Annotated in this window: 20 protein-coding genes; 6 read left to right on the forward strand and 14 right to left on the reverse strand. The window is 73.8% G+C overall.

The annotated features are described in order from the left end of the window. The 4 genes from E1291_RS14525 to E1291_RS14540 form a co-directional block, all read left to right on the forward strand. On the forward strand, positions 1 to 540 hold a 540-nt coding region (locus E1291_RS14525; RefSeq protein WP_131738321.1), incomplete at its 5' end, for an SDR family oxidoreductase. A 131-nt stretch (positions 541 to 671) separates the two neighbouring features. Further along, positions 672 to 1,379, forward strand: coding sequence for an ArsR/SmtB family transcription factor (locus E1291_RS14530; protein ID WP_131738322.1), 708 nt, complete (start codon positions 672 to 674; stop codon positions 1,377 to 1,379). 53 nt (positions 1,380 to 1,432) lie between these two features. Then, entirely contained in the window at positions 1,433 to 2,167 is a 735-nt protein-coding gene (locus E1291_RS14535) for an SRPBCC family protein (RefSeq protein WP_131738323.1), read from the forward strand. 97 nt (positions 2,168 to 2,264) lie between these two features. Next, positions 2,265 to 2,951, forward strand: coding sequence for a class I SAM-dependent methyltransferase (locus tag E1291_RS14540; protein ID WP_131738324.1), 687 nt, complete (start codon positions 2,265 to 2,267; stop codon positions 2,949 to 2,951). 45 nt (positions 2,952 to 2,996) lie between these two features. On the opposite strand, the gene E1291_RS14545 is transcribed toward E1291_RS14540, so the two are convergent. Beyond that, the gene (locus E1291_RS14545; RefSeq protein WP_131738325.1) at positions 2,997 to 3,839 is read right to left on the reverse strand and encodes an ABC transporter permease; all 843 of its coding nucleotides are present in this window, start codon (positions 3,837 to 3,839) and stop codon (positions 2,997 to 2,999) included. Next, positions 3,836 to 4,822 carry an ABC transporter ATP-binding protein gene (locus E1291_RS14550; protein WP_131738350.1) on the reverse strand — a complete coding sequence of 329 codons (987 nt, stop codon included), beginning with the start codon at positions 4,820 to 4,822 and terminating at the stop codon, positions 3,836 to 3,838. The genes E1291_RS14545 and E1291_RS14550 overlap by 4 nt, the downstream gene beginning before the upstream one ends. Before the next feature lie 237 nt (positions 4,823 to 5,059). Here E1291_RS14550 and E1291_RS14555 point away from each other — a divergent pair, with 237 nt between their 5' ends. Continuing rightward, complete coding sequence (locus tag E1291_RS14555) at positions 5,060 to 6,286, forward strand: alpha/beta fold hydrolase (RefSeq protein ID WP_131738326.1); 1,227 nt, start codon at positions 5,060 to 5,062, stop codon at positions 6,284 to 6,286. 105 nt (positions 6,287 to 6,391) lie between these two features. Here E1291_RS14555 and E1291_RS14560 read toward each other — a convergent pair whose 3' ends face one another. From E1291_RS14560 to E1291_RS14590, 7 genes are all read right to left on the reverse strand, one after another. Next, on the reverse strand, positions 6,392 to 6,754 hold the full coding sequence (locus E1291_RS14560; RefSeq protein WP_131738327.1) for a hypothetical protein: 363 nt from the start codon (positions 6,752 to 6,754) through the stop codon (positions 6,392 to 6,394). Between the two features lie 378 nt (positions 6,755 to 7,132). Beyond that, positions 7,133 to 9,901, reverse strand: coding sequence for a DEAD/DEAH box helicase (locus E1291_RS14565; protein ID WP_131738328.1), 2,769 nt, complete (start codon positions 9,899 to 9,901; stop codon positions 7,133 to 7,135). 90 nt (positions 9,902 to 9,991) lie between these two features. Next, positions 9,992 to 10,855, reverse strand: coding sequence for a twin-arginine translocase subunit TatC (gene tatC, locus E1291_RS14570; RefSeq protein ID WP_242614148.1), 864 nt, complete (start codon positions 10,853 to 10,855; stop codon positions 9,992 to 9,994). A gap of 126 nt (positions 10,856 to 10,981) precedes the next feature. Continuing rightward, positions 10,982 to 11,347, reverse strand: a complete 366-nt coding sequence (gene tatA, locus E1291_RS44615; RefSeq protein WP_131738329.1) for a Sec-independent protein translocase subunit TatA — start codon at positions 11,345 to 11,347, stop codon at positions 10,982 to 10,984. A 26-nt stretch (positions 11,348 to 11,373) separates the two neighbouring features. Further along, positions 11,374 to 11,595: a hypothetical protein gene (locus E1291_RS14580; protein ID WP_242614149.1), complete on the reverse strand. Its 222-nt coding sequence runs from the start codon at positions 11,593 to 11,595 to the stop codon at positions 11,374 to 11,376. Positions 11,596 to 11,618: 23 nt separating this feature from the next. Continuing rightward, entirely contained in the window at positions 11,619 to 12,692 is a 1,074-nt protein-coding gene (locus tag E1291_RS14585; RefSeq protein WP_306434465.1) for a helix-turn-helix transcriptional regulator, read from the reverse strand. Positions 12,693 to 12,703: 11 nt separating this feature from the next. Then, the gene (locus E1291_RS14590; protein ID WP_131738332.1) at positions 12,704 to 13,702 is read right to left on the reverse strand and encodes a helix-turn-helix transcriptional regulator; all 999 of its coding nucleotides are present in this window, start codon (positions 13,700 to 13,702) and stop codon (positions 12,704 to 12,706) included. Between the two features lie 255 nt (positions 13,703 to 13,957). Here E1291_RS14590 and E1291_RS14595 point away from each other — a divergent pair, with 255 nt between their 5' ends. Continuing rightward, entirely contained in the window at positions 13,958 to 15,040 is a 1,083-nt protein-coding gene (locus E1291_RS14595; protein ID WP_131738333.1) for a DUF3866 family protein, read from the forward strand. Between the two features lie 31 nt (positions 15,041 to 15,071). Here E1291_RS14595 and E1291_RS14600 read toward each other — a convergent pair whose 3' ends face one another. From E1291_RS14600 to prcA, 5 genes are all read right to left on the reverse strand, one after another. Next, the gene (locus E1291_RS14600; RefSeq protein WP_131738334.1) at positions 15,072 to 15,563 is read right to left on the reverse strand and encodes a DUF3291 domain-containing protein; all 492 of its coding nucleotides are present in this window, start codon (positions 15,561 to 15,563) and stop codon (positions 15,072 to 15,074) included. 33 nt (positions 15,564 to 15,596) lie between these two features. After that, entirely contained in the window at positions 15,597 to 16,265 is a 669-nt protein-coding gene (locus tag E1291_RS14605; protein ID WP_131738335.1) for a helix-turn-helix transcriptional regulator, read from the reverse strand. An 89-nt stretch (positions 16,266 to 16,354) separates the two neighbouring features. Continuing rightward, positions 16,355 to 17,245, reverse strand: a complete 891-nt coding sequence (locus E1291_RS44620; protein WP_165495114.1) for an FKBP-type peptidyl-prolyl cis-trans isomerase — start codon at positions 17,243 to 17,245, stop codon at positions 16,355 to 16,357. A 114-nt stretch (positions 17,246 to 17,359) separates the two neighbouring features. Next, positions 17,360 to 18,718 (reverse strand): Pup--protein ligase, encoded by a 1,359-nt coding sequence (pafA, locus tag E1291_RS14615; RefSeq protein WP_131738337.1) that lies wholly within the window; start codon positions 18,716 to 18,718, stop codon positions 17,360 to 17,362. Positions 18,719 to 18,888: 170 nt separating this feature from the next. Further along, positions 18,889 to 19,668, reverse strand: coding sequence for a proteasome subunit alpha (prcA, locus tag E1291_RS14620; protein ID WP_131738352.1), 780 nt, complete (start codon positions 19,666 to 19,668; stop codon positions 18,889 to 18,891). Between the last annotated feature and the right edge of the window lie 15 nt (positions 19,669 to 19,683).

Raw genomic sequence — 19,683 nt, forward strand, 5'->3', positions numbered from 1 at the left:
ACGCTCTTCCGATCTGGGGAGCTGCGCGGCGCGGGAGGGCGGGCGGCCGCCGCGACCGGCGACCTCACCGACCCCGGCGCCGCCGCCCGCGCCCTGGACGAGCTGACGTCCGCCCTCGGCGTTCCGGAGGTGGTCGTGTTCTGCCCGCTCCCGGACGTCGCGCTGATCCGTCCCGTCCTGGAGACCTCGGCGGCGGACGTGCGGGACGCCCTGGCGCTGACGGTGGTGGGCGCCGCCGCCGTCGTCCGGGCCGTGCTGCCGGGGATGCTGGAGCGCGGCTCGGGCGCGCTGCTGTTCACGAACGGCGGCGCCGCGGTGCGTCCCAGCCCGGAGCGCGCCGTGAGCGCCGTCGCCTACGCCGGGCTGAACGCCTACCTCGACCTGCTCGCCCGGACGCTGCCGGAGCGGGGCGTGCGCGTCGGGCGCGTCACGATCGTCGGGCCGGTCGGGCCGGGTCTGGCGCACGAGCCCGCCGCCGTCGCCGAGCACCTGTGGCGGCGGCACGCTCTGCCGGACCCGGCGGTGACGGTCCTGACCTGACGCCCGGCCCAGTGCCGGCCGCGAGCGTCGCGCGGGTGCGCGGGCGGGCCGATCAGGACCCCGCGCTCGCCGATCGCCCGGACAGGCTCCATTTCCTTGACAGTTTCATTTGTCGAAGTGAGGATGGGCCCATGCTGGACGTGACGGTGATCGAGGACCCGGCGGCGGCCGCGGCCTCCCTGGACCCGATGCGCGCGCGGCTGCTGGCCGAGCTGGCCGAGCCGATGTCGGCGGCGACGCTGGCCGCGCGGGTGGGCCTGCCGCGGCAGAAGGTGAACTACCACCTCAGGACGCTGGAGCGGCACGGCCTGGTCGAGCTGGTCGAGGAACGCCGCAAGGGCAACATGACCGAGCGGCTCATGCGCGCCACGGCGAGCGCCTACGTGATCTCCCCGCTGGCGCTGGCCGCGCTGCAGCCGGATCCGGACCGCTACCGCGACGCGCTGTCGGCGCGCTGGCTGCTGGCGCTCGCCGGGCGGCTGGTGCGCGACGTCGGCGCGCTGGTGTCGGGCGCCGAGCGGGCGGGCAAGCGGCTGGCGACCTTCGCGCTGGACGGGGAGGTGCGGTTCGCCTCGGCGGCCGACCGCGCCGCGTTCGTGGAGGAGCTGACCGCCGGCGTCGGCGCGCTGATCCGCAAGTACCACGACGAGTCGGCGGAGGGCGGCCGCGACCACCGGGTGGTCATCGCCGTCCATCCCTCGTTGAGGACGCCACCCGCCGTGGGCGGCGGCACCGGGGACGGCGCCGGTGCCGGGGAGCCCGGAGGCGGCGCCGTGACCGGCGGGTCGGGCGCGGGCGGCGCCGCCGGACGGGGACCGGCCGGGGAGATCGAGGGCTGAGCGGCCCGCCGCCCGCGACGAGCACGCACGACGCACGCGCCGAGGAGAGGACCATGGGCAAGGAATTCGAGATCGTCCGGGAGTTCGAGGTGGACGCGGCTCCCGAGCAGGTCTGGGACGCGCTCACGACCGGCACGGCGGGCTGGCTGTGGCCGATGGAGTACGAGCCGAGGGAGGGCGGCGCGGCGCCGGCGGGCGGCGTCGTCACCGACTGGGACCCGCCGCACCGGCTGGCGGCGCGCGGCGAGTGGCCGGAGGCCGCCACGGGCCAGTCGCTCAACCGGCTCGACCAGCTGATCGAGCCGCGTGAGGGCGGGCGGGCCTGGGTGCGCTGGGTGCACAGCGGCATCTTCGTCGACGACTGGGACAACCAGTACGACGCCGCGGCCAGGCACACCGACTTCTACCTGCACACCCTGGTCCAGTACCTGACGCGCTTCCAGGGCCGGCCGGTGACGCACAGCGGGGTCCAGGGCCCCGAGGCGTCCAGGGCCAGGGGCTCCTTCGAGGCGGTCGTCCGGGCGCTCGGCCTGGGCGCCGGCGTCTCCGCGGGCGACGAGACGCGGGTCGACCTGCCGGGGACGGGCCCCGCGGACGTGGTGGTCGACTACCGCGACGAGCTCTTCGTCGGGCTGCGGACCGGCGACGCCATGTACCGGTTCTTCGGCCGCGACGCGTTCGGTGCGCCCGTCGCGGTCGTGGTGCACCAGTTCGCCGCGGACGCGGCCGAGACCCAGAAGGCCACGCAGAGGGCATGGCAGGGCTGGCTGGACCGCCTGTACTCCTGACCGGCACAAGCCCCTCGCGGGGTTGACGGGGCGCGCCGCCGCGGCCGACCATGCGTTTGATCACCGGGGGGCCGGCCGTGAGACGGAGGGGACGCCGATGACCTACGCGGGGATGCAGGGGACGGGCCCGGGAGAGATCGCGCCGGACGGGTCGGCGGTGGAGTTCTACGCGGCGCTGCCGCCGGACGCGGGCGGCGCGGAGCTGGTGCACGGGGCGCTGCCGGCCGGGACGGCGATCCTCGAGCTCGGCGCGGGGGCCGGGCACGTCACCCGCCCGCTGGCGGCGCTCGGCCACCCGGTCACGGCGGTCGACGAGTCGGCGGCGATGCTGGCCCGGATCGACGGCACGGCCGAGGGGGTGCGGACGGTCCGCTCGCCGATCGAGGAGCTGCGGCTGCCGGAGCGGTTCGGCTGCGTGCTGATGATGTCGTACCTGGTCAACTACGGCGACCGGCGGGCGCTGCTGGACGCCTGCCGGCGGCACGTGGCACCGGGCGGCCTGGTCGTCGTGCAGCGCGAGACCGAGGCGTGGCACGCCGCGGACGCCCCGCGCGCGTGGTCGCACGATGGCGTGGACTACCTGCTGCGCGACGTCGGCCGCCCGGAGCCGGAGGTGATGACCGGGACGCTGGAGTACCGGATGGGCGAGCGCACGTGGACGCACACGTTCCGGTCGCGGCGGCTGGCCGACGCCGACGTGCCCGCGGTGCTGGGCGCGTCGGGACTCGTCCTGGACCGTTTCCTGGACGCGGACGGCGCCTGGATCGCCGCCCGCCCGGTGTGAGCCCGGGGCGGGCGGCCCGATCGGCCGCCCGCCCGGGGCCCGGTGTCAGGCGTCGCGGCGCTTGAGGAGGACGGCCGCGACGGTGAGCAGCGCGAACGTCCACAGCGCGAACACGCCGTAGCCCTGCCAGGGCGTCAGCAGGTCGTCCTTGCCCTGGTGCGCGTTGGCGATCAGGTGGCCCGCCTCGGAGGGCAGGTAGGCGTGGACGTGCTCGCCGATGCTGCCGGGCAGCAGCTGCGCGAGCGGCGCCAGCACCAGCACGAACCCGATCACGCCGGTGATGCCGCCCGCCGGGTGCCGCACGATCGCGCCGACGGCGAGCGCGAACAGCCCGAGCATCGCCAGGTACAGGCCACCGCCGATCACGGCGCGGAGCACGCCGGGGTCGCCGAGCGACACCTCGACCTTGTCGTGCAGGATCGCCGCGCCCATGAAGAACGACACGAACGACACCGCGGTGCCGAGGACGAGCACCACCAGCGCGAACACCGTGGCCTTGGCCCACAGCATCGGCAGCCGCCGCGGCACCGCCAGCAGGCTGGCGCGGATCATCCCGGTGGAGTACTCGGAGGCGATGACCAGCACGCCGAGCACGCACACGGTCAGCTGGCTGAGGAAGAACCCGCTGCCGAGGATGCTGCTGACCGGGTCGGCGGCGAGGGTCGCGCGGTCCTCGGCGTCGGTCTTGTCCCACTGCCCGACGGTGAGGCCCATGAACAGGGCGGTGAACCCGAGGTCGAGGACGACCAGCAGGATCAGCGCCCAGAACGTCGAGCGCACGGAGCGGATCTTCGTCCACTCGGCGAGCATGAGGCGGGTGAAGCGGGTGCCGCGCGAGGGGGCCCCGGCGGGCACGCCCGGCGGGGTCCGCGCGGTGGCGGCGGTCATCGGCGCTCTCCTTCCTGGACGGTCGCGGCGGCGGGGGCGCCGGCGGGCAGGGCGCCCTCCTGCAGGGCGCCGTCGGGACCGGCGGCGATGCCGTACTCGACGCTCTCGCGGGTCAGCTCCATGAACGCCGCCTCCAGCGACCCGCGCCGCGGCGTGAGCTCGTGCAGGACGAGCCCCTCGGCGGCGGCGAGCTCGCCGACGCGCGGCGCCTCCATGTGCGTGACGGTGAGCAGGCCGTCGCCGTCGGGGGCGACGGTGGCGCCCTCACGGCCGAGGACGTCGGCGAGCCGCGCGGCGTCGGGGCTGCGCACCACCACCATCTTCTCGGTGCTCTGCTCGATGAACTGCTCGGTGGAGCAGTCGGCGATCAGCTTGCCCCGGCCGATGACGATGAGGTGCTCGGCGGTGACCGCCATCTCGTTCATCAGGTGGCTGGAGACGAACACGGTGCGGCCCTCGGCGGCGAGACGCTGCATCAGCGTCCGGATCCACACGATGCCCTCGGGGTCCAGGCCGTTGACCGGCTCGTCCAGGATGAGCACCGAGGGGTCGCCGAGCAGCGCGGCGGCGATGCCGAGGCGCTGCCCCATGCCGAGGGAGAAGCCGCCGGCGCGCTTGCGGGCGACGCCGGTGAGCCCGACGAGCTCGATCACCTCGTCGAGCCGGCGGCGGCCGACGCCCTGCGTCTGGGCCAGGCAGAGCAGGTGGTTGTAGGCGCTGCGGCCGGTGTGCACGGCCCGCGCCTCGAGCAGGGCGCCGACGACCCGCAGCGGCTCGTGCAGGTCGCGGTAGTGCCGCCCGCCGATCCGCGCGTCGCCGCGGTCGGGCCGGTCCAGCCCGAGCAGCAGCCGCATCGTGGTCGACTTCCCGGCGCCGTTGGGGCCGAGGAATCCGGTCACGCGGCCGGGGACCACGGTGAAGGAAAGGTCGTTCACGGCGGTGCGGTCGCCGTAGCGTTTGGTGAGGTTCTCCGCCTCGATCATGCGCACGTCCTGAAGGGTCGGTAGAGGGCGGACGGTGATCGGCCTCACACTAACCCCCCGCACGGCCACGCCGGATCCTCCTTTATGCGGATCTGCCTCCGACCTGGGGAGGGGACGACCCGGGGAGGAGACGGCCGCCGCCGGGTACGCCGTGCGGAGCAGCCGCGGTTACCCTTGGCGCCGGATGACGAGCGGCGCCCCGAGGGGGAAGGCTTTTCCCGAACGAGGAGGAGGCCCATGACCGCCCCACCCACGGCCGCCGAGCCGGACGACGTCCCGCAGGAGCGGCCCTCCGGTTCCGGCCCGCCCACGGCCGAACCCGGCGAAGCCGCTGAGACCCCCGGCCCGGACGAGACCGTCACGGCCCACCGGACCGCCGGGGTCCACCGGGCCGTGGAGACACTTGAGGCCGAACGGGCAAGCGGCGACGACGAGGCCGGTGAGGGCGGGACGGGCGACGGCGACGGGGCATCCGGGGAAGGGGCGCCCGGGGAAGGGGCCGGGGCGTCCCCGGCGCCGCAGCGCCGCTCGCGCAGGCGCCGGTGGGCGCGGCGGCTGGGCGTGACGGCCGTGGTGCTGCTGGTGGCCGTGACGTCCTTCTCGTTCGCCTACAACGCCGCGACGGCGGGGCGGGCGCGCGAACCGGCCGGGCTGGAGTTCGTCCAGGCCGGGGACGTCCGCACCCGGTATCTGCGCTGGGGCGCGCAGGGATCGCCGATCGTGCTGGTGCACGGCGCCGCGGAGTCGGCGGACACGTGGGAGGCCGTCGCGGGGCGGCTGGCGGCGGGCCACCGGGTGTTCGCCCTCGACCTGACCGGGTGGGGGTACAGCGAGCGGCGCGGCCCCTACGACGTGGTCCACCAGGCGGAGCAACTGCTGGGGTTCCTGGACGCGATGGGGCTGGACCACGTGACGCTCGTGGGGCATTCCAGCGGCGCGGGCGTGATCGCCGAGGCGGCGCTGCGCGCCCCGTCCCGCGCGGCGGGGCTGGTGATGCTGGACGGCGACGCCCTGGACACCGGGGCCGGGGCGGGCGCCGACGGGCTGCGGTTCGCGCTGCGCGACCCGTACCGGACGACACTGCTGCGCCTGGCGATCCGGTCCGACTGGGTGATCCGGACGATCTACGAGTCGCAGTGCGGGCCGGCCTGCCCGCGGCTGGACCGGGCGGGGGTGGACCGGTGGCGGCGGCCGTTCCAGGTGGCCGGCGCCGAGCGGGCGCTGTGGAGCATGCGGGGGGTGATCGGGCTGCCGGCGTACCGGGTGGCGGCGCTGTCGGGGCTGCCGGCCCGCAAGGCGGTGGTGTTCGGGGCCGGCGACGACGTGTTCTCCCGCGCGGCGCCGTACGAGACGGCCCGGCGGCTCAACGCCCCTCCCCCGGTGATCATTCCCGGTGCGCGGCACCTGTCACTGGTCTCGCATCCGCGGCAGGTCGCCGACGCGCTCGCCGCGGTGGCCCGGTGACCGCCCGCGCGCCCATGCGACCGGCCGCGCGCTCGTGTGACCGGCCGCCGCGGCGCCCTCTCCCGCCGTCTCGGGCTGGGAGGCGGGGAGGGCGCCGAGCGCCGCTCAGCCCGCGGCGACGCCGTCGGCGGCGTTGACGTCCTTGTGGAAGCGCTTGTGCACGTACAGGCGCTCACCGAGCGTCTCGCACCGCCACCACAGACCGCTCGGCGGGCCGATCCGCGTGCTGCGGGGCAGCTCCCGCAGGACCTCGTTCACCGGCGTCACGCGCAGCCGCCCCGACCGGCACACCAGGACGCGCCGGTCGGTGACGACCACCACGCGGTAGGCGTTGGTGAACAGGATGATCCAGTAGGACAGCAGGATGAAGTACTGGCTGGTCGTCTGGGCGCCGAACACGGCCTGGACGTTCTCGCCCGGTTGCAGGACGTGGGCCGCGTTCTCGCGCATCTTGTCGCGGATAGCCACGATCGGACCTTTCTCGGGTTGCACGTGGGCGCCCAGGCGGGCCGCCGACACCGGCCACAGCGTCGAGCGCACAACGTGGGTCCCACGGCCCTCAGGGGTTAAGGGCGCCCCGATTGTGCCATCGGCCCGTCCGCCTCGCGGGCGCTTTCCCGGCTTTGGCCGATTTCGATGCCCTACCGTGCTGAACAGGGCGTTCCGTGCGCCTGCCGCCGGCGCCGTCACCGCCCGCATCCGGCGCCCTGCGCCCCGCAGCCACCCCCGCGGCCACCCCCGCGGCCATCCCCGCGGCGCCCCTTCGGCCGCCGCCGGCCCCGGCGCGAGAACGCGCCGTGCCCCGGTGGGCGCCCGCCGCCCGAGTGGGGCGGGCGCCCGCCGGGGTCAGGTGACGGAGGAGTAGGCGACGACGCCGCGGCGCATGGCGTCCATGGCGCGGCGGGCCGTCTTGCGGATGTGGCTGTTGGCGGGGGCGGCGTCGGTGACCTGGCCGAGCAGGTCGAGGAGCTGCTTGACGGCGCGGACGAAGTCCCCCGCGGTCAGGTCGCTCTCCAGCAGCACCGCGTCGAGGTCGTCGCCCTTGGCCCACCGGTACGCCGTCCACGCGAACCCGAGGTCGGGTTCGCGCAGGAACGACACCCGGTTGTCCTTCTCGACGGCGTCGAGCTGCCCCCACAGCCCGACCATGGCGGCGAGGGCGTCCTGCGCGGCGCCGGGCGGGGTGCGCGGCGGGGTGGCGTCGTCGGGCTGCCGCGACTCGTACACCAGCGCCGACACGCACGCGGCGAGCTCGGCGTGGTCGAGGCGCTCCCACAACCCGGCGCGCAGGCTCTCGGCGGTGAGCAGGTCCAGCTCGTTGTAGATGCGGCCGAGGCGGCGGCCCTCGTCGGTGACGGAGTCGCCCCGCAGGTAGCCGAGCTGTTCCAGGACGGCGCAGACCCGGTCGAACGTGCGGGCGATCACCTGGGAGCGGCCCTCGACGCGGCGGCGCAGCTGCTCGGTCTCGCGCTCCAGGCGGAAGAACCGCTCGGCCCAGCGGGCGTGGTCCTCGCGCTGGTCGCAGCCGTGCACGGGGTGCCGGCGCAGCTCGGCGCGCAGCCCGGTGATCTCGGCGTCGTCGGCGGCGGGCGCGTCGCCGCGGGTGCGGCGCCGCTCCCCGGCGTCGCCCGGCACCTTGTTGCGCAGGGTGGAGGCGAGGTCGCGGCGGTCCTGCGGGTTGCGGGGACTGAACGACTTGGGGATGCGGATCCGGTCGACGGGCTCCACGGCGCGCGGGAAGTCCTGGACGGACAGCCGCTGCACCGACCGGGCGGCGGTCAGCACCAGCGGCGCGGGCCCGTCGGAGCGGCGCCCGACGCCCGGGTCCAGGACGACGGCGAGACCGGAGCGCCGCCCCGACGGCACGAGGATCACGTCGCCGGGCCGCAGGTGCTCCAGGGACTTGGCGGCCTCGGCGCGGCGCGCCGAGGACCGCTCCCTGGACATCTCCGCCTCCCGGTCCGACAGCCGCCGGCGCAGCGCCGCGTACTCCATGAAGTCGCCGAGGTGGCAGTCGGCGGCCTTGGCGTACCCGGCGAGGGCCTCCTCGTTCTTGCGGACCTGCCGGGCCAGGCCGACGACGGCGCGGTCGGCCTGGAACTGCGCGAACGACTCCTCCAGCAGGGTGCGGGCGCGTTCGACGCCGACGGCGCCGACGAGGTTCACGGCCATGTTGTAGGACGGCCGGAAGCTGGAGTTCAGCGGGTAGGTGCGGGTGCCGGCGAGCCCGGCGACCGACGCCGGCTCCACGCTCGGCCCCCACACGACGACGGCGTGGCCCTCCACGTCGATGCCGCGGCGCCCGGCCCGGCCCGTCAGCTGCGTGTACTCGCCGGGGGTGAGGTCGACGTGCGCCTCGCCGTTCCACTTGTCGAGCTTCTCGATCACCACGGTGCGGGCCGGCATGTTGATGCCGAGCGCGAGGGTCTCCGTCGCGAACACCGCCTTGATCACCCCGCGGGTGAACAGCTCCTCGACGATCTCCTTGAAGGTGGGGAGCATCCCGGCGTGGTGGGCGGCGACGCCGCGCTGCAGCGCGGCGAGGAAGTCGTCGTAGCCGAGGATCCGCAGGTCCTCGGCGGGAATGTCGGCGGTGCGCAGCTCCACGTGCGCGCGGATCTCCTCGGCCTCCTCCTTGGAGGTGAGCCGGATCCCCGCGTGCAGGCACTGCAGCACCGCGGCGTCGCAGCCGGCGCGGCTGAAGATGAACGTGATCGCCGGGAGCAGCCCGGCGCGGTCCAGCCGCTCGATCACCTCGGGCCGGGCGGGCGGCCGGAACCGCTGCGGGCGCGGCGCGCGGCGGCGGCCGGTGCGCCGGCCCTGGTTGACCTTGGCGCGGCGGACCTCCTCGACCGCCATCCGCGTCAGCTGCGGGTTCAGGCGGGCCTGCCGGTCCCCGCCGCGGCCGGTGTCGACGAACAGGTCGTACAGCCGGCTCCCGACGAGCATGTGCTGGAACAGCGGGACGGGCCGGTGCTCGTCGACGATCACGGCGGTGTCGCCGCGGACCTCGTGCAGCCACTCGCCGAACTCCTCGGCGTTGCTGACCGTCGCCGACAGCGCCACGATCCGCACCGAGTCCGGGACGTGGATGATGACCTCCTCCCAGACGGCGCCGCGGAACCGGTCGGCGAGGTAGTGCACCTCGTCCATGACCACGAACGCCAGCCCGGCGAGGGTCCGCGACCCCGCGTACAGCATGTTCCGCAGGACCTCGGTGGTCATGACGACGATGGGGGCCTCGCCGTTGACGCTGTTGTCGCCGGTGAGCAGGCCGACCTTCTCGGCCCCGTACCGGCGGACGAGGTCGGCGTACTTCTGGTTCGACAGCGCCTTGATCGGCGTCGTGTAGAAGCACTTGGTGCCGCCGGTGAGCGCCAGGTGGACGGCGAACTCCCCCACGACGGTCTTGCCGGACCCGGTGGGCGCGGCGACGAGGACGCCGCTGCCGTCCTCCAGCGCCTGGCACGCCTCGAGCTGGAACTCGTCGAGCTCGAAGTCGTAGAGCGTGCGGAAGTCCAGCAGGGCCGGGCCGTGCCCGGCGGTGCGCTCGCGGTAGGCCGCGTACCGCTGCGCCGGGCTCTGCTCGGCCGACGTGGTGTCGGGGGTGGTCATGTCTTCGAGCCTACGGTTTCGACCGGCTCGATTCCCAATTCGGGGCGGGTTTGCCCGCCCCGGTTCCGGCGGGCCGGACGCCGGGCCCGATCAGCGGGTGCGGCGTTCGCCCTTCTCCAGCTCGGCGTCGATCGCCGCGAGGTCCAGCGGGGACGCCTCGTCATCGGACAGGCTCTCGTGCTCGATGGGCCGCCGGCCGATCCGCCGGTCGTGGACGAAGGCGATCAGCTCGGCGAACTCGAACAGCACCACGGTCGGCAGGGCCAGCGCCAGCATCGTGAACGGGTCCTGGCTGGGCGTGGCGACGGCCGCGAACACGAACACGCCGAAGATCAGCAGCCGGCGGGACTTGCGGATCCGCTCGTGGGTGAGGACACCGACGAGGTTGAGCATGACCACGAACAGCGGCAGCTCGAACGTCAGGCCGAAGATGAACAGCATCGCCTGCGCGTAGCCGAGGTAGTCCTGCACGCCGACCAGGACCTGCGTGTCGCCGGGCGCGAGCCCGATGAAGATCTTCAGGCCCTTGTCCATCGTCATGTAGGCCAGCGCGCCGCCGGCCAGGAACAGCGGCACCGCCGCGCACATGAACACGTACGTCCAGCGGCGCTCGCGCCGGTACAGCCCGGGCGCGACGAACGCCCAGATCTGGTAGAGCCAGATCGGCGAGGAGATCAGCGCCCCGAAGATCAGCGCGACCTTCAGGTGGACGAAGAAGCCGTCGAAGATGCCGTGCACGACCAGGTCGCACTTGCCCGCGATGCAGTGCTCGGGCGGGATGCGGGTGTAGGGCTCCTTGATGAAGTCCCAGATCGGGCCGAAGAAGACCCAGCCGACGATCCCGCCCGCGACCAGCCCGAGGATCGCCTTGATGAGCCGGTTGCGCAGCTCACGGAGGTGCTCCATGAGGGGCATGCGGCCGTCGGGGGCGGCGCTGCGCCGGGAAATCTTCACAGTAGGCATTCGGGTTCTCGGGTCGGCGGGGGCGGATGGCGATCGGGTGCGCGCTCCGCGCGGCCCGGCCTGCGGCCCGTGGGCACGCGGGCGGCGGGCGGGAGCACGGCGGGGCGGCGGGCCCGGTCAGCCCTTGCGGACCTGGCCGGGGTCGGACACCGGGACACCCTGGATCGGCTCGCCGGAGGCCAGCGCGCCGCGGCTGCGGGGCACGCCGGTGTCGGCCGCGGCCTCGCGCTCGAGCCGGGCGGCCTCCTCGCGCAGCCGCGCGGCCCTCTCCCGGGCCTCGACGCCGGAATCCTGCTGCTGGGCCTGGGCCGCCTGCGCGTCCTTGGGGGCGTCATCGTCGTCGTGCAGGCCCTTGGTCTCGGCCTTCAGGATCCGCGCGGACTTGCCCAGGGAACGGGCGAGCTGCGGCAGCTTCGCCGATCCGAACAACAGCAGTACGACCGCCAGAATGATCAGAATCTCGGTCGAGCCAAGTCCAGCCATGAGTGTCCTCTTCAGCAGATCGGTCCTCAGGACGATCGTACGCCGTCCCCGGGCGGTTGTGACGACTGTGCCCCCTGAAGATAAGTCAGTTCATCACGAAGCGCCGACTGTTTCGGCACCAGCCGCCGCTTGGTGCGTTCCAGTTCACGTCCGAACCGGCGAACGCCCAGGTAGAGGCGAAATGAGCAGTAGGCGAGAACTGCCAGTCCCGCGAAACCCAGCGTCACCGCCACCGGAATCCATGCCACGTCCGTCACGGTAGCCGACCCCGTCACGCCATGTCGTACAGCGCCAGCGCGCGGGACGCGTCGTCGCGGACGCCCTCGGCCAGCGACGCGGGCGACACCACCCGGCCCTGGTCGCCCAGCCGCAGCGCCAGGCCCCGCACCCACCGGGTGTCGGGCGTGCGCAGCACCACCCGCAGCCGCCCCTCCCCCAACTCATCGACGCTCTCGCACGGGTAGTAGTCGGCGACCCACCGGCCGGTCGGCGTCAGCTCGAGCGTGACCCGCACGTCCCGCGGCGACGGCCGGAACAGCCCGGCGTCCACGTCGATCGGCTCGGCCTCCGCCGGGACCTGCGCGGGCACGTCCAGCACCGTCAGCCCCGCGATCCGGTCGAGCTTGAACAGCCGCACCGCCTCCGCGCGGCGGCACCACCCCTCCAGGTACGTCGTGCCCTCCACCACCAGCAGCCGCATCGGGTCCACGTCGCGCTCGGTGTTCTCGTCGCGCGCCGGGACGTAGTAGGTGAGGTGCACGCGGCGGCCCGCGCCGATCGCCTCCCGCAGCCGCCCGAGCAGGGTCGGCGCGCCGTCGGGCCCGGCGCCGCCGCGGGCGTCGACCTCGACGGCGACCTTGCTGCTGACCTCCGCCGCGGCGCCCGCCGCGCCCTCCAGCTTGGCGATCACCCGGCTGAGCGCGTCCCGATCGTGCAGGTCGTGCAGGTCGGGGACGCCCGCCAGCATCCGCAGCGCCACCAGCAGCGCGCTGGCCTCGTCGACCTTCAGCCGCAGCGGCCGCGCGATCGACTCCGCCTCCGCGACGGTGATCTCCCCGCCCTCGTAGGACAGGTCGATCGGGCAGTACGGGTCGGGGGCGCGCAGCTCCACGCACCACAGCAGGTTCAGGTCGTCGATCAGCTGCTTCTCGGTCACCCCGAACGCCTCGGCGGCCTCCCCGAGCAGGACCGAGTCGCGGTTCACCACGTACGGCACCAGCGCCAGGAGCCGCGCCAGCCGATCGGTGGACGTGGTCGCCGCGGGCCTGGTCCTCGCCGTTCCCCTCGCCGGACCCCTGGCCGCGCCCTTCACCGTGTCCTTTGTGCCCTTCGCCGTGTCGTTCACGGGGCCGCCCCTCATCGCCCGGTCACCGTCCCCGCGTCGTCGCGGCCGCACGCCGCCAGCACCGACTTCAGCTGCTGGATCACGGCCTCCCGCAGGTCCGGCGGGTCCAGCACCACGACGTCGTCGGCGAACCGCGCCAGGTAGGGCGCGAAACGGTCGACGTCGCGGAACGTCAGGACGGCCTCGTCCCAGGCGCCGCCGTCCACCGGCCGCACGTCCCTGGCCCAGCGCCGCGGCCCCTGCGCCGCGCCCGCCCGCAGCCGCACCGTCGCCGGCCGCGGCTCGCTCACCGGGTCGCCCCAGTCGAACGCGATGCGCCGCACGTCGACGCCCTCGGGCACGATGACCGTGCCGTTCGGGCCGTCCGCGGCGACCTCGCCGGTGATGCGGCTGAGCCGGAACACGCGCTGCTCGTCGCGGTCGCGGTCGAACCCGACCACGTACCAGCGGCCGCGGCGGCTCACCACGCCCCACGGCTCCAGGTGCCGGCGCGCCGCCGACGTCCGCCCGATCCCCTGGTAGTCGAACGCGACCGGCCGCCCGTCGCGGACCGCCTCCCACAGCGCGGGGAACGCCGGGTCTCCGGTGTTCACCCGCGGCTCGATCCCGACGGCCGCGGCCGCGTCGGTCTCCACCCCGGCCGCGCGCAGCTTCAGCAGCGCCCCGGAGGCCGCCTCCGCCATGCTCGCGCGCTGCCACACCCGCTCCGCCAGGCCGAGCACCGCCGCCTCGTCCGGCGTCAGGTGGATGTCGGGCAGCTCGTAGGCCTGCGGCGGGATCCGGTAGCCGATCTCCTCGCCGCCCCCGCCCTGCTGGTCGCTGCCCACCTCCAGCGGGACGCCGAGCTCGCGCAACTCCTCCTTGTCGCGCTCGAACATCCGTTTGAACGCCTCGTCGGAGTCGGGGTAGCCGGGCACCGCCCGGCGGATCTGCTCGGCGGTCAGGAACCGCCGGGTCGCGAGCAGGCAGACCACCAGGTTGAGCAGCCGCTCGGTCTTGCGCCGTGACATTGGACCCCCTTCCCCGGCGGACACGCTACCGGACCCGCGCCCGGCTCCTGCGGGAGTTGGATGACATGGCGGTCATGCACGGGTTCCGGTGGCCCGCCCGACACGCACCGCGCCCACCGTCCCACCCCCGCGGCCACTCCGCGGACACCGCCGCGAACCCCTCCGAACGCCCCTGACCTGGGGTGCGCGCCGGCCGCACCCCGCCAACCGGCGATCCCGCCTCCCCCGGCCGGGAAGGGCGCTACGTTGGCCGGTGTGATCCGATGGCGCAAAGGCACGGTCGAGGGCATCCGCCGCGAATGGTCCGGGGCGGTCGAACTGAACGTCGCGATCGAGGGCGACGGCGCGCACCGCGCGCTGGCCTACCCCGCCCTGGTCGGGCGCCCCGAACCGGGCGACACCGTCCTTCTCAACACCACGGCCCTGGCCATGGGCCTCGGCACCGGCGGCTACGCCATGGTCGTCGCGGTCCCCGACCGGCTCCCGCCCGACCCCACCGGCCCCGGGCACCTGGTCAAGGCCCGCTACACCCCGCTGCAGGCCACCGTCCTCGGCGCCGACGAGCAGGACTCCCCCCACCACGCCGTCCTCCGCGACGCCGACTCCCTCGGCGGCATGCCCGTCATCGTCGCCGACCTGCACTCCGCCCTCCCGCCGATCCTCGCCGGCCTGCTCGCCGCCCGGCCCGGCACCCGCGTCGTGTACCTCATGCCGGACGGCGGAGCGCTGCCGTCCTGGTTCTCCATGTCCATCGCCCGCCTCAAGGAGGCCGGGGCCCTCGCCGCCACCGTCACCGCCGGCCAGGCCTTCGGCGGCGACCTGGAGGCCGTCACCGTCCACACCGGCCTGCTCGCCGCGCGCCTGGTCCTGGACGCCGACGCCGTCGTCCTCGCGCAGGGCCCCGGCAACCTCGGCACCGGCACCACCTGGGGGTTCTCCGGCGTGTCCGCCGGCGAGGCCGTCAACGCCGCCTCCGTCCTGCGCGGCCGCCCCGTCGGCTCGCTGCGCGTCAGCGAGGGCGACCTGCGCGAGCGCCACATCGGCGTCTCCCACCACTGCCTCACCGCCTACGGCCGCGTCGCGCTGGCCCGCGCCGACATCCCCGTCCCCGAACTCGGCGGGCCGTTCGGAGCCCGCGTCGCCGCCGAGGCCGCGCCGCTCGGCGAGCGCCACGCCCTCGTCCCCGTGGCCGTGGACGGCCTGCACGAGACGCTGCGGGCCGCGGAGAAGGACTGGGGCGTCCGGCTGTCCACGATGGGACGACGCCTGGACGAGGACCTCGCCTACTTCCTCACGGCCGCCGCCGCGGGCCGCCACACCGCCGCCCTGCTCGGCTGACACGCCCCGCCCGGGGCAGGGCCGAACGCGCTCAGGCGGTGGCCGTCTCCGTCTCCGCCGCCTCCCCCGCCCCGTAGGCGGAGCCGAAGGTGAACGCGCGCGGCGAAGGACCCATGGACCGCAGCAGGGCGAGGCGCTCCATCGCCTCCCCCACCGACGGGACGTGCCCGGCCGGGATCCACCACAGCACCAGATGCGCGTCCGCGTGCCGATGGAACCACTCCCGGCGCCGGCGCATCGTCTCCAGGTGCCCGCTGCGGTAGACGAAGTCCCACAGCGACTCCCGCGACTCCCACACCGAGAAGTTGATGATCACGTCGGCGCCGGCGGGACGCATTCCCGTCGCGTCGGGCCGCCCCTCCTCGACGAGGCGCCACACGAACCCCGGCGCGCCGTCGGCCAGCGCGTTCATGGGGTCGAGCAGGGCGACGAAGTCCACCATGCCGGGATCGTCCAGGGGAAGGCGGAGGGTGGCGACGTTGAACTGGGCGAGGTGAAAGCTCGCGGGGGCGTCCGGGGTCATGCCGCCCACTCCACCACGTCGTCCACTTCTATGTCAATCTTCATTGTCTTTAGACGATTCGGCCGCCACGCAACACCAGCCCGGCCGCGGATCCATCCGCACCCGCACCCCCTCCGACCCCTCCACCAGCCCCTCGAGCAACGCCAGATTCATCCCGCACACCAGCGGCGGGAACTGCTCCGCCACCGCGTGGAACGGGCAGTTGCGCATCCGCAGCACCCCACGACCGCCCTCCCCCACCTCCAGCACCGGCTCATACCCCCGCCCCGCCAGCACCCGCTCCACCCCGCCGAGATCCCCGCACGACCCCCCAGGCCCCCGCAGAGCCCTCCCCCGCCGCCGCGCCGCGTCCTGCAACTCCATGTCCAGCCCCGCGGCCTCCGCCGCCTCCGCCAACAGCCCCGCCGCCGTCCGATAATCACGCGACGGCACCGACACCCCCCGCTCCACCCCCGACCGCCGGTACACCTTCGCCGGACGCCCCGCACCCGGCCCCGAACGCCCCGTCAGCCGCCGGCTCCCCGCCTCCAGCAACCCCGCCTCGGCCAGCTTGTCCAGGTGGAACGCCGCCAGCGTCCGCCCCACCCCCACGGCCTCCGCCGCCTCGTTGCGCCCCACCTCGCGCCCCCGCGCCGCCACGAACTCGTACAACCGCCGCCGCAGCGGATCCTGCAACAGCGCGACCGCCTCGATGTCCTCCATCCCCCCATTCTAAGAACAGCCCCGATCGCACATAGAAAAACCGCCCGCCCCCGGAACCGGGAAACGGACGGAACGAACCCCACCGACGATCAATGCGCGCCGAGCACGTCCACCACGAACACCAGCGTGTCATCCCCCCGGATCCCCGCCTGCGCCAACCCCCGCGCCCCATACCCCAGCGACGGCGGCACCACCAGCAGCATCCGGCTCCCCACCCGCTGCCCCACCAGCCCCTGATCCCAGCCCTTCATCACCTGACCGATCCCGATCATCAACCCACTGGGATGCCCCGCCGCCCACGACGACCCGAACACCCTCCCGTCCCGCCAGAACACCCCCTCGTACTCCACCACCAGCAACTGCCCTCTGCGCACCACCGGGCCGTCCCCCCGCACCAGCGTCCGCACCTGCAACCCCGCCGGCGGCGCCACCCGCGGCACCGTCACCGCCGGAGCCCGCCCCGCCGCCACCCGAGGCAAACGCGCCTCCACAGGCGGCTGCCCCTTCCCCCTCGGCCCCGCCTCCGGCGAATACACACCCCGCACGTCCAGCACGTACACCAGCGTGTCCCCGGCCTCGATCTGCCGCGCCGCATCCCCCCGATCCCCGAAACCGTCCTTCGGCGGAATCGACGCCACCACCCGCGACCCCGCACGCGCCCCAGCGAACGCCCGCCGCAACCCCGGCACCAGATCCCACGTCGGAAACGCCTCCGGCCGCCCCGCCGCGAAACTGCTCGCCAGCAGCTTCCGGCCGCCCCCGGCCCACCGGTAACCCACATAGTCGGCCACCACGAGATCACCCTCGCGCGCCGCCGGCCCCCGGCCCCGCGACAACGTCCGCACCGCCAGCGAACCCCCCGGCGCCCCCTTCGGGAACGACACCTCCGGCAACCGCCCGAAATCGCCCCGCACCGTCACCCGCGGACCGCCGCCACCCGAACACCCCGCCGCGAACACCAGCGGAACGACCGACACCACGGCCGCGCACCGAACGACAACACGACGGCGCATACGGATCCTCCGGGGGCGGCGAGCGTCACGGCGCGCTCACCCTACCCCCAGGTGACCCGCCAGTAGCCCCCGGACGCGCCGCTACATCCCCGCGATCAGCTTGTCCACCCGCTCGTCCACCGAACGGAACGGGTCCTTGCACAGGACGGTGCGCTGCGCCTGGTCGTTGAGCTTCAGATGCACCCAGTCGACGGTGAAATCACGCCGCTTCTCCTGCGCCTTGCGGATGAACTCGCCCCGCAGCCGCGCCCGCGTCGTCTGCGGCGGCACCGACTTGGCCTCGAAGATGTCCAGATCCCGCGACACCCGCTCCACCGACCCACGCTTCTCCAGCAGGTAGTACAACCCCCGATCACGATGCACGTCGTGATACGCCAGATCCAGCTGCGCCACCCGCGGCGACGACAACGGAAGATCGTACTTGCGCCGGTACCGCTCGATCAGCTTGTACTTCGTCACCCAGTCGATCTCCCGGGACACCAGGTCGAGGTCGCCGGTCTCCACCGCCCGCAGCGTCCGCTCCCACAGCTCCAGCACCCGCTTCGCCGTCGCGTCACCGCCCCGCGCGTCCACGAAGTCCTTGGCCTTGCCGAAGTACTCCTTCTGGATCTCCAGCGAGCTCGCCTCACGGCCATTGGCCAGCCGCACCTTCCGCCGCCCCGTCATGTCATGACTGACCTCCCGGATCGCCCGAATCGGGTTCTCCAGCGTCAGATCACGCATCACCACCCCGGCCTCGATCATCCGCAGCACCAGATCGGTCGCCCCGACCTTCAGCAGCATCGTCGTCTCACTCATGTTCGAGTCACCGACGATCACATGCAGCCGCCGGAACCGCTCCGCGTCCGCATGCGGCTCGTCCCGCGTATTGATGATCGGACGCGACCGCGTCGTCGCCGACGACACGCCCTCCCAGATGTGCTCCGCCCGCTGCGACACGCAGTACACCGCACCCCGCGGAGTCTGCAGCACCTTCCCCGCACCACAGATGATCTGCCGCGTCACCAGATACGGGATCAGCACGTCCGCCAGCCGCCCGAACTCCCCGTGCCGCCCCACCAGATAATTCTCATGGCAGCCGTACGAGTTCCCCGCCGAGTCGGTGTTGTTCTTGAACAGGTAGATGTCGCCGGCGATGCCCTCCTCACGAAGCCGCCGCTCCGCGTCGACCAGCAACCCCTCCAGGATCCGCTCGCCCGCCTTGTCATGCGTCACCAGATCGACGACGCTGTCGCACTCCGGCGTGGCGTACTCCGGGTGACTCCCCACATCCAGGTACAGCCGCGCGCCGTTACGCAGGAACACGTTGCTGCTGCGGCCCCACGACACCACCCGGCGGAACAGATAACGCGCCACCTCATCCGGCGACAGCCGCCGCTGCCCACGGAACGTGCAGGTGACGCCGTACTCGTTCTCAAGCCCGAAAATGCGCCTGTCCACACCAAGACCCTATGCGGCCCAGCCCCGTCTTGGCAGTCTCTCGGACGCACCGTTTCCCGCGGCCCCCACGCCACGAAAGACCCGCCGCGGCAAGGCGGCCCCCACCGCCCCGCCACGACGGGCCCACACCACCGGACGCCCGCACCACGGCGGCACCCCCCACCAGCGGATCAGTCCTCGTCGGACCCCTCCGCCGTGGCGGACCCCGGCGCGTCCGGCGCGTCCGCGCCGTCCGCCCCCTCGGCGCCGCCCGAACCGCCCGAACCGTTCGCCTCGTTCAGCAACTCCTCGATCCGCGCCGCCGCCAGCCGCCGGAACAACCGGTGCTCACGGTTGCGATCCAGCACCGCGACCTCCAGAGACTTCGCCTCCAGCCGCCGCTCCGAATCCTGCGCCTCCAGCGACCGCACCGCCACCCGCAACGCCTGCGCCAGCGACGAACCCTCCCGGTACCCGTCCTTCAGCGCCTGCGCCACCGCGTCGGCCTGACCGCCCATCGCCACGTACCCGTGCTCGTCGGCCACCGACCCGTCGAACGTCAACCGGTAGATCTGGTCCGTCTCCGCGTCGTCGCCCACCTCGGCGACCACCAGCTCCACCTCGTACGGCTTGTTCGTCTCCGTGAAGATCGTCCCCAGCGACTGCGCGTACACGTTCGCCAGCCCCCGCGCCGTCACGTCACGACGGTCGTACTGGTACCCGTTGATGTCCGCGTACCGCACACCCCCGAGCCGCAGGTTCTCGAACTCGTTGTACTTCCCCACCGCCGCGAACGCGATCCGGTCATAGATCTCACTGATCTTGTGCAGGGCCCGCGACGGATTGTCCGCCACGAAAAGGATCCCGTCGTCGTACTGCAGCACGACCACGCTGCGACCACGCGAAATCCCCTTCCGCGCGTAGTCCGCCTTGTCCTTCATCTGCTGTTCGGGCGACACGTAGAACGGCATGGACACCGAACTGGA

The organism is Actinomadura roseirufa, assembly GCF_900659635.1.
Classification (GTDB): Bacteria; Actinomycetota; Actinomycetes; order Streptosporangiales; family Streptosporangiaceae; genus Spirillospora; species Spirillospora roseirufa.

Bases quoted from the DNA above. Each gene is read 5' to 3' on its own strand.
- E1291_RS14600 (WP_131738334.1), bottom strand. From the start codon at position 15,563: ATGACCCCGGACGCCCCCGCGAGCTTTCACCTCGCCCAGTTCAACGTC.
- E1291_RS14565 (WP_131738328.1), bottom strand. From the start codon at position 9,901: ATGACCACCCCCGACACCACGTCGGCCGAGCAGAGCCCGGCGCAGCGG.
- E1291_RS14540 (WP_131738324.1), top strand. From the start codon at position 2,265: ATGACCTACGCGGGGATGCAGGGGACGGGCCCGGGAGAGATCGCGCCG.
- prcA (WP_131738352.1), bottom strand. From the start codon at position 19,668: ATGCCGTTCTACGTGTCGCCCGAACAGCAGATGAAGGACAAGGCGGAC.
- E1291_RS14550 (WP_131738350.1), bottom strand. From the start codon at position 4,822: ATGATCGAGGCGGAGAACCTCACCAAACGCTACGGCGACCGCACCGCC.
- tatA (WP_131738329.1), bottom strand. From the start codon at position 11,347: ATGGCTGGACTTGGCTCGACCGAGATTCTGATCATTCTGGCGGTCGTA.
- E1291_RS14605 (WP_131738335.1), bottom strand. From the start codon at position 16,265: ATGGAGGACATCGAGGCGGTCGCGCTGTTGCAGGATCCGCTGCGGCGG.
- E1291_RS14555 (WP_131738326.1), top strand. From the start codon at position 5,060: ATGACCGCCCCACCCACGGCCGCCGAGCCGGACGACGTCCCGCAGGAG.
- E1291_RS14530 (WP_131738322.1), top strand. From the start codon at position 672: ATGCTGGACGTGACGGTGATCGAGGACCCGGCGGCGGCCGCGGCCTCC.
- E1291_RS14535 (WP_131738323.1), top strand. From the start codon at position 1,433: ATGGGCAAGGAATTCGAGATCGTCCGGGAGTTCGAGGTGGACGCGGCT.
- E1291_RS14590 (WP_131738332.1), bottom strand. From the start codon at position 13,702: ATGTCACGGCGCAAGACCGAGCGGCTGCTCAACCTGGTGGTCTGCCTG.
- E1291_RS14545 (WP_131738325.1), bottom strand. From the start codon at position 3,839: ATGACCGCCGCCACCGCGCGGACCCCGCCGGGCGTGCCCGCCGGGGCC.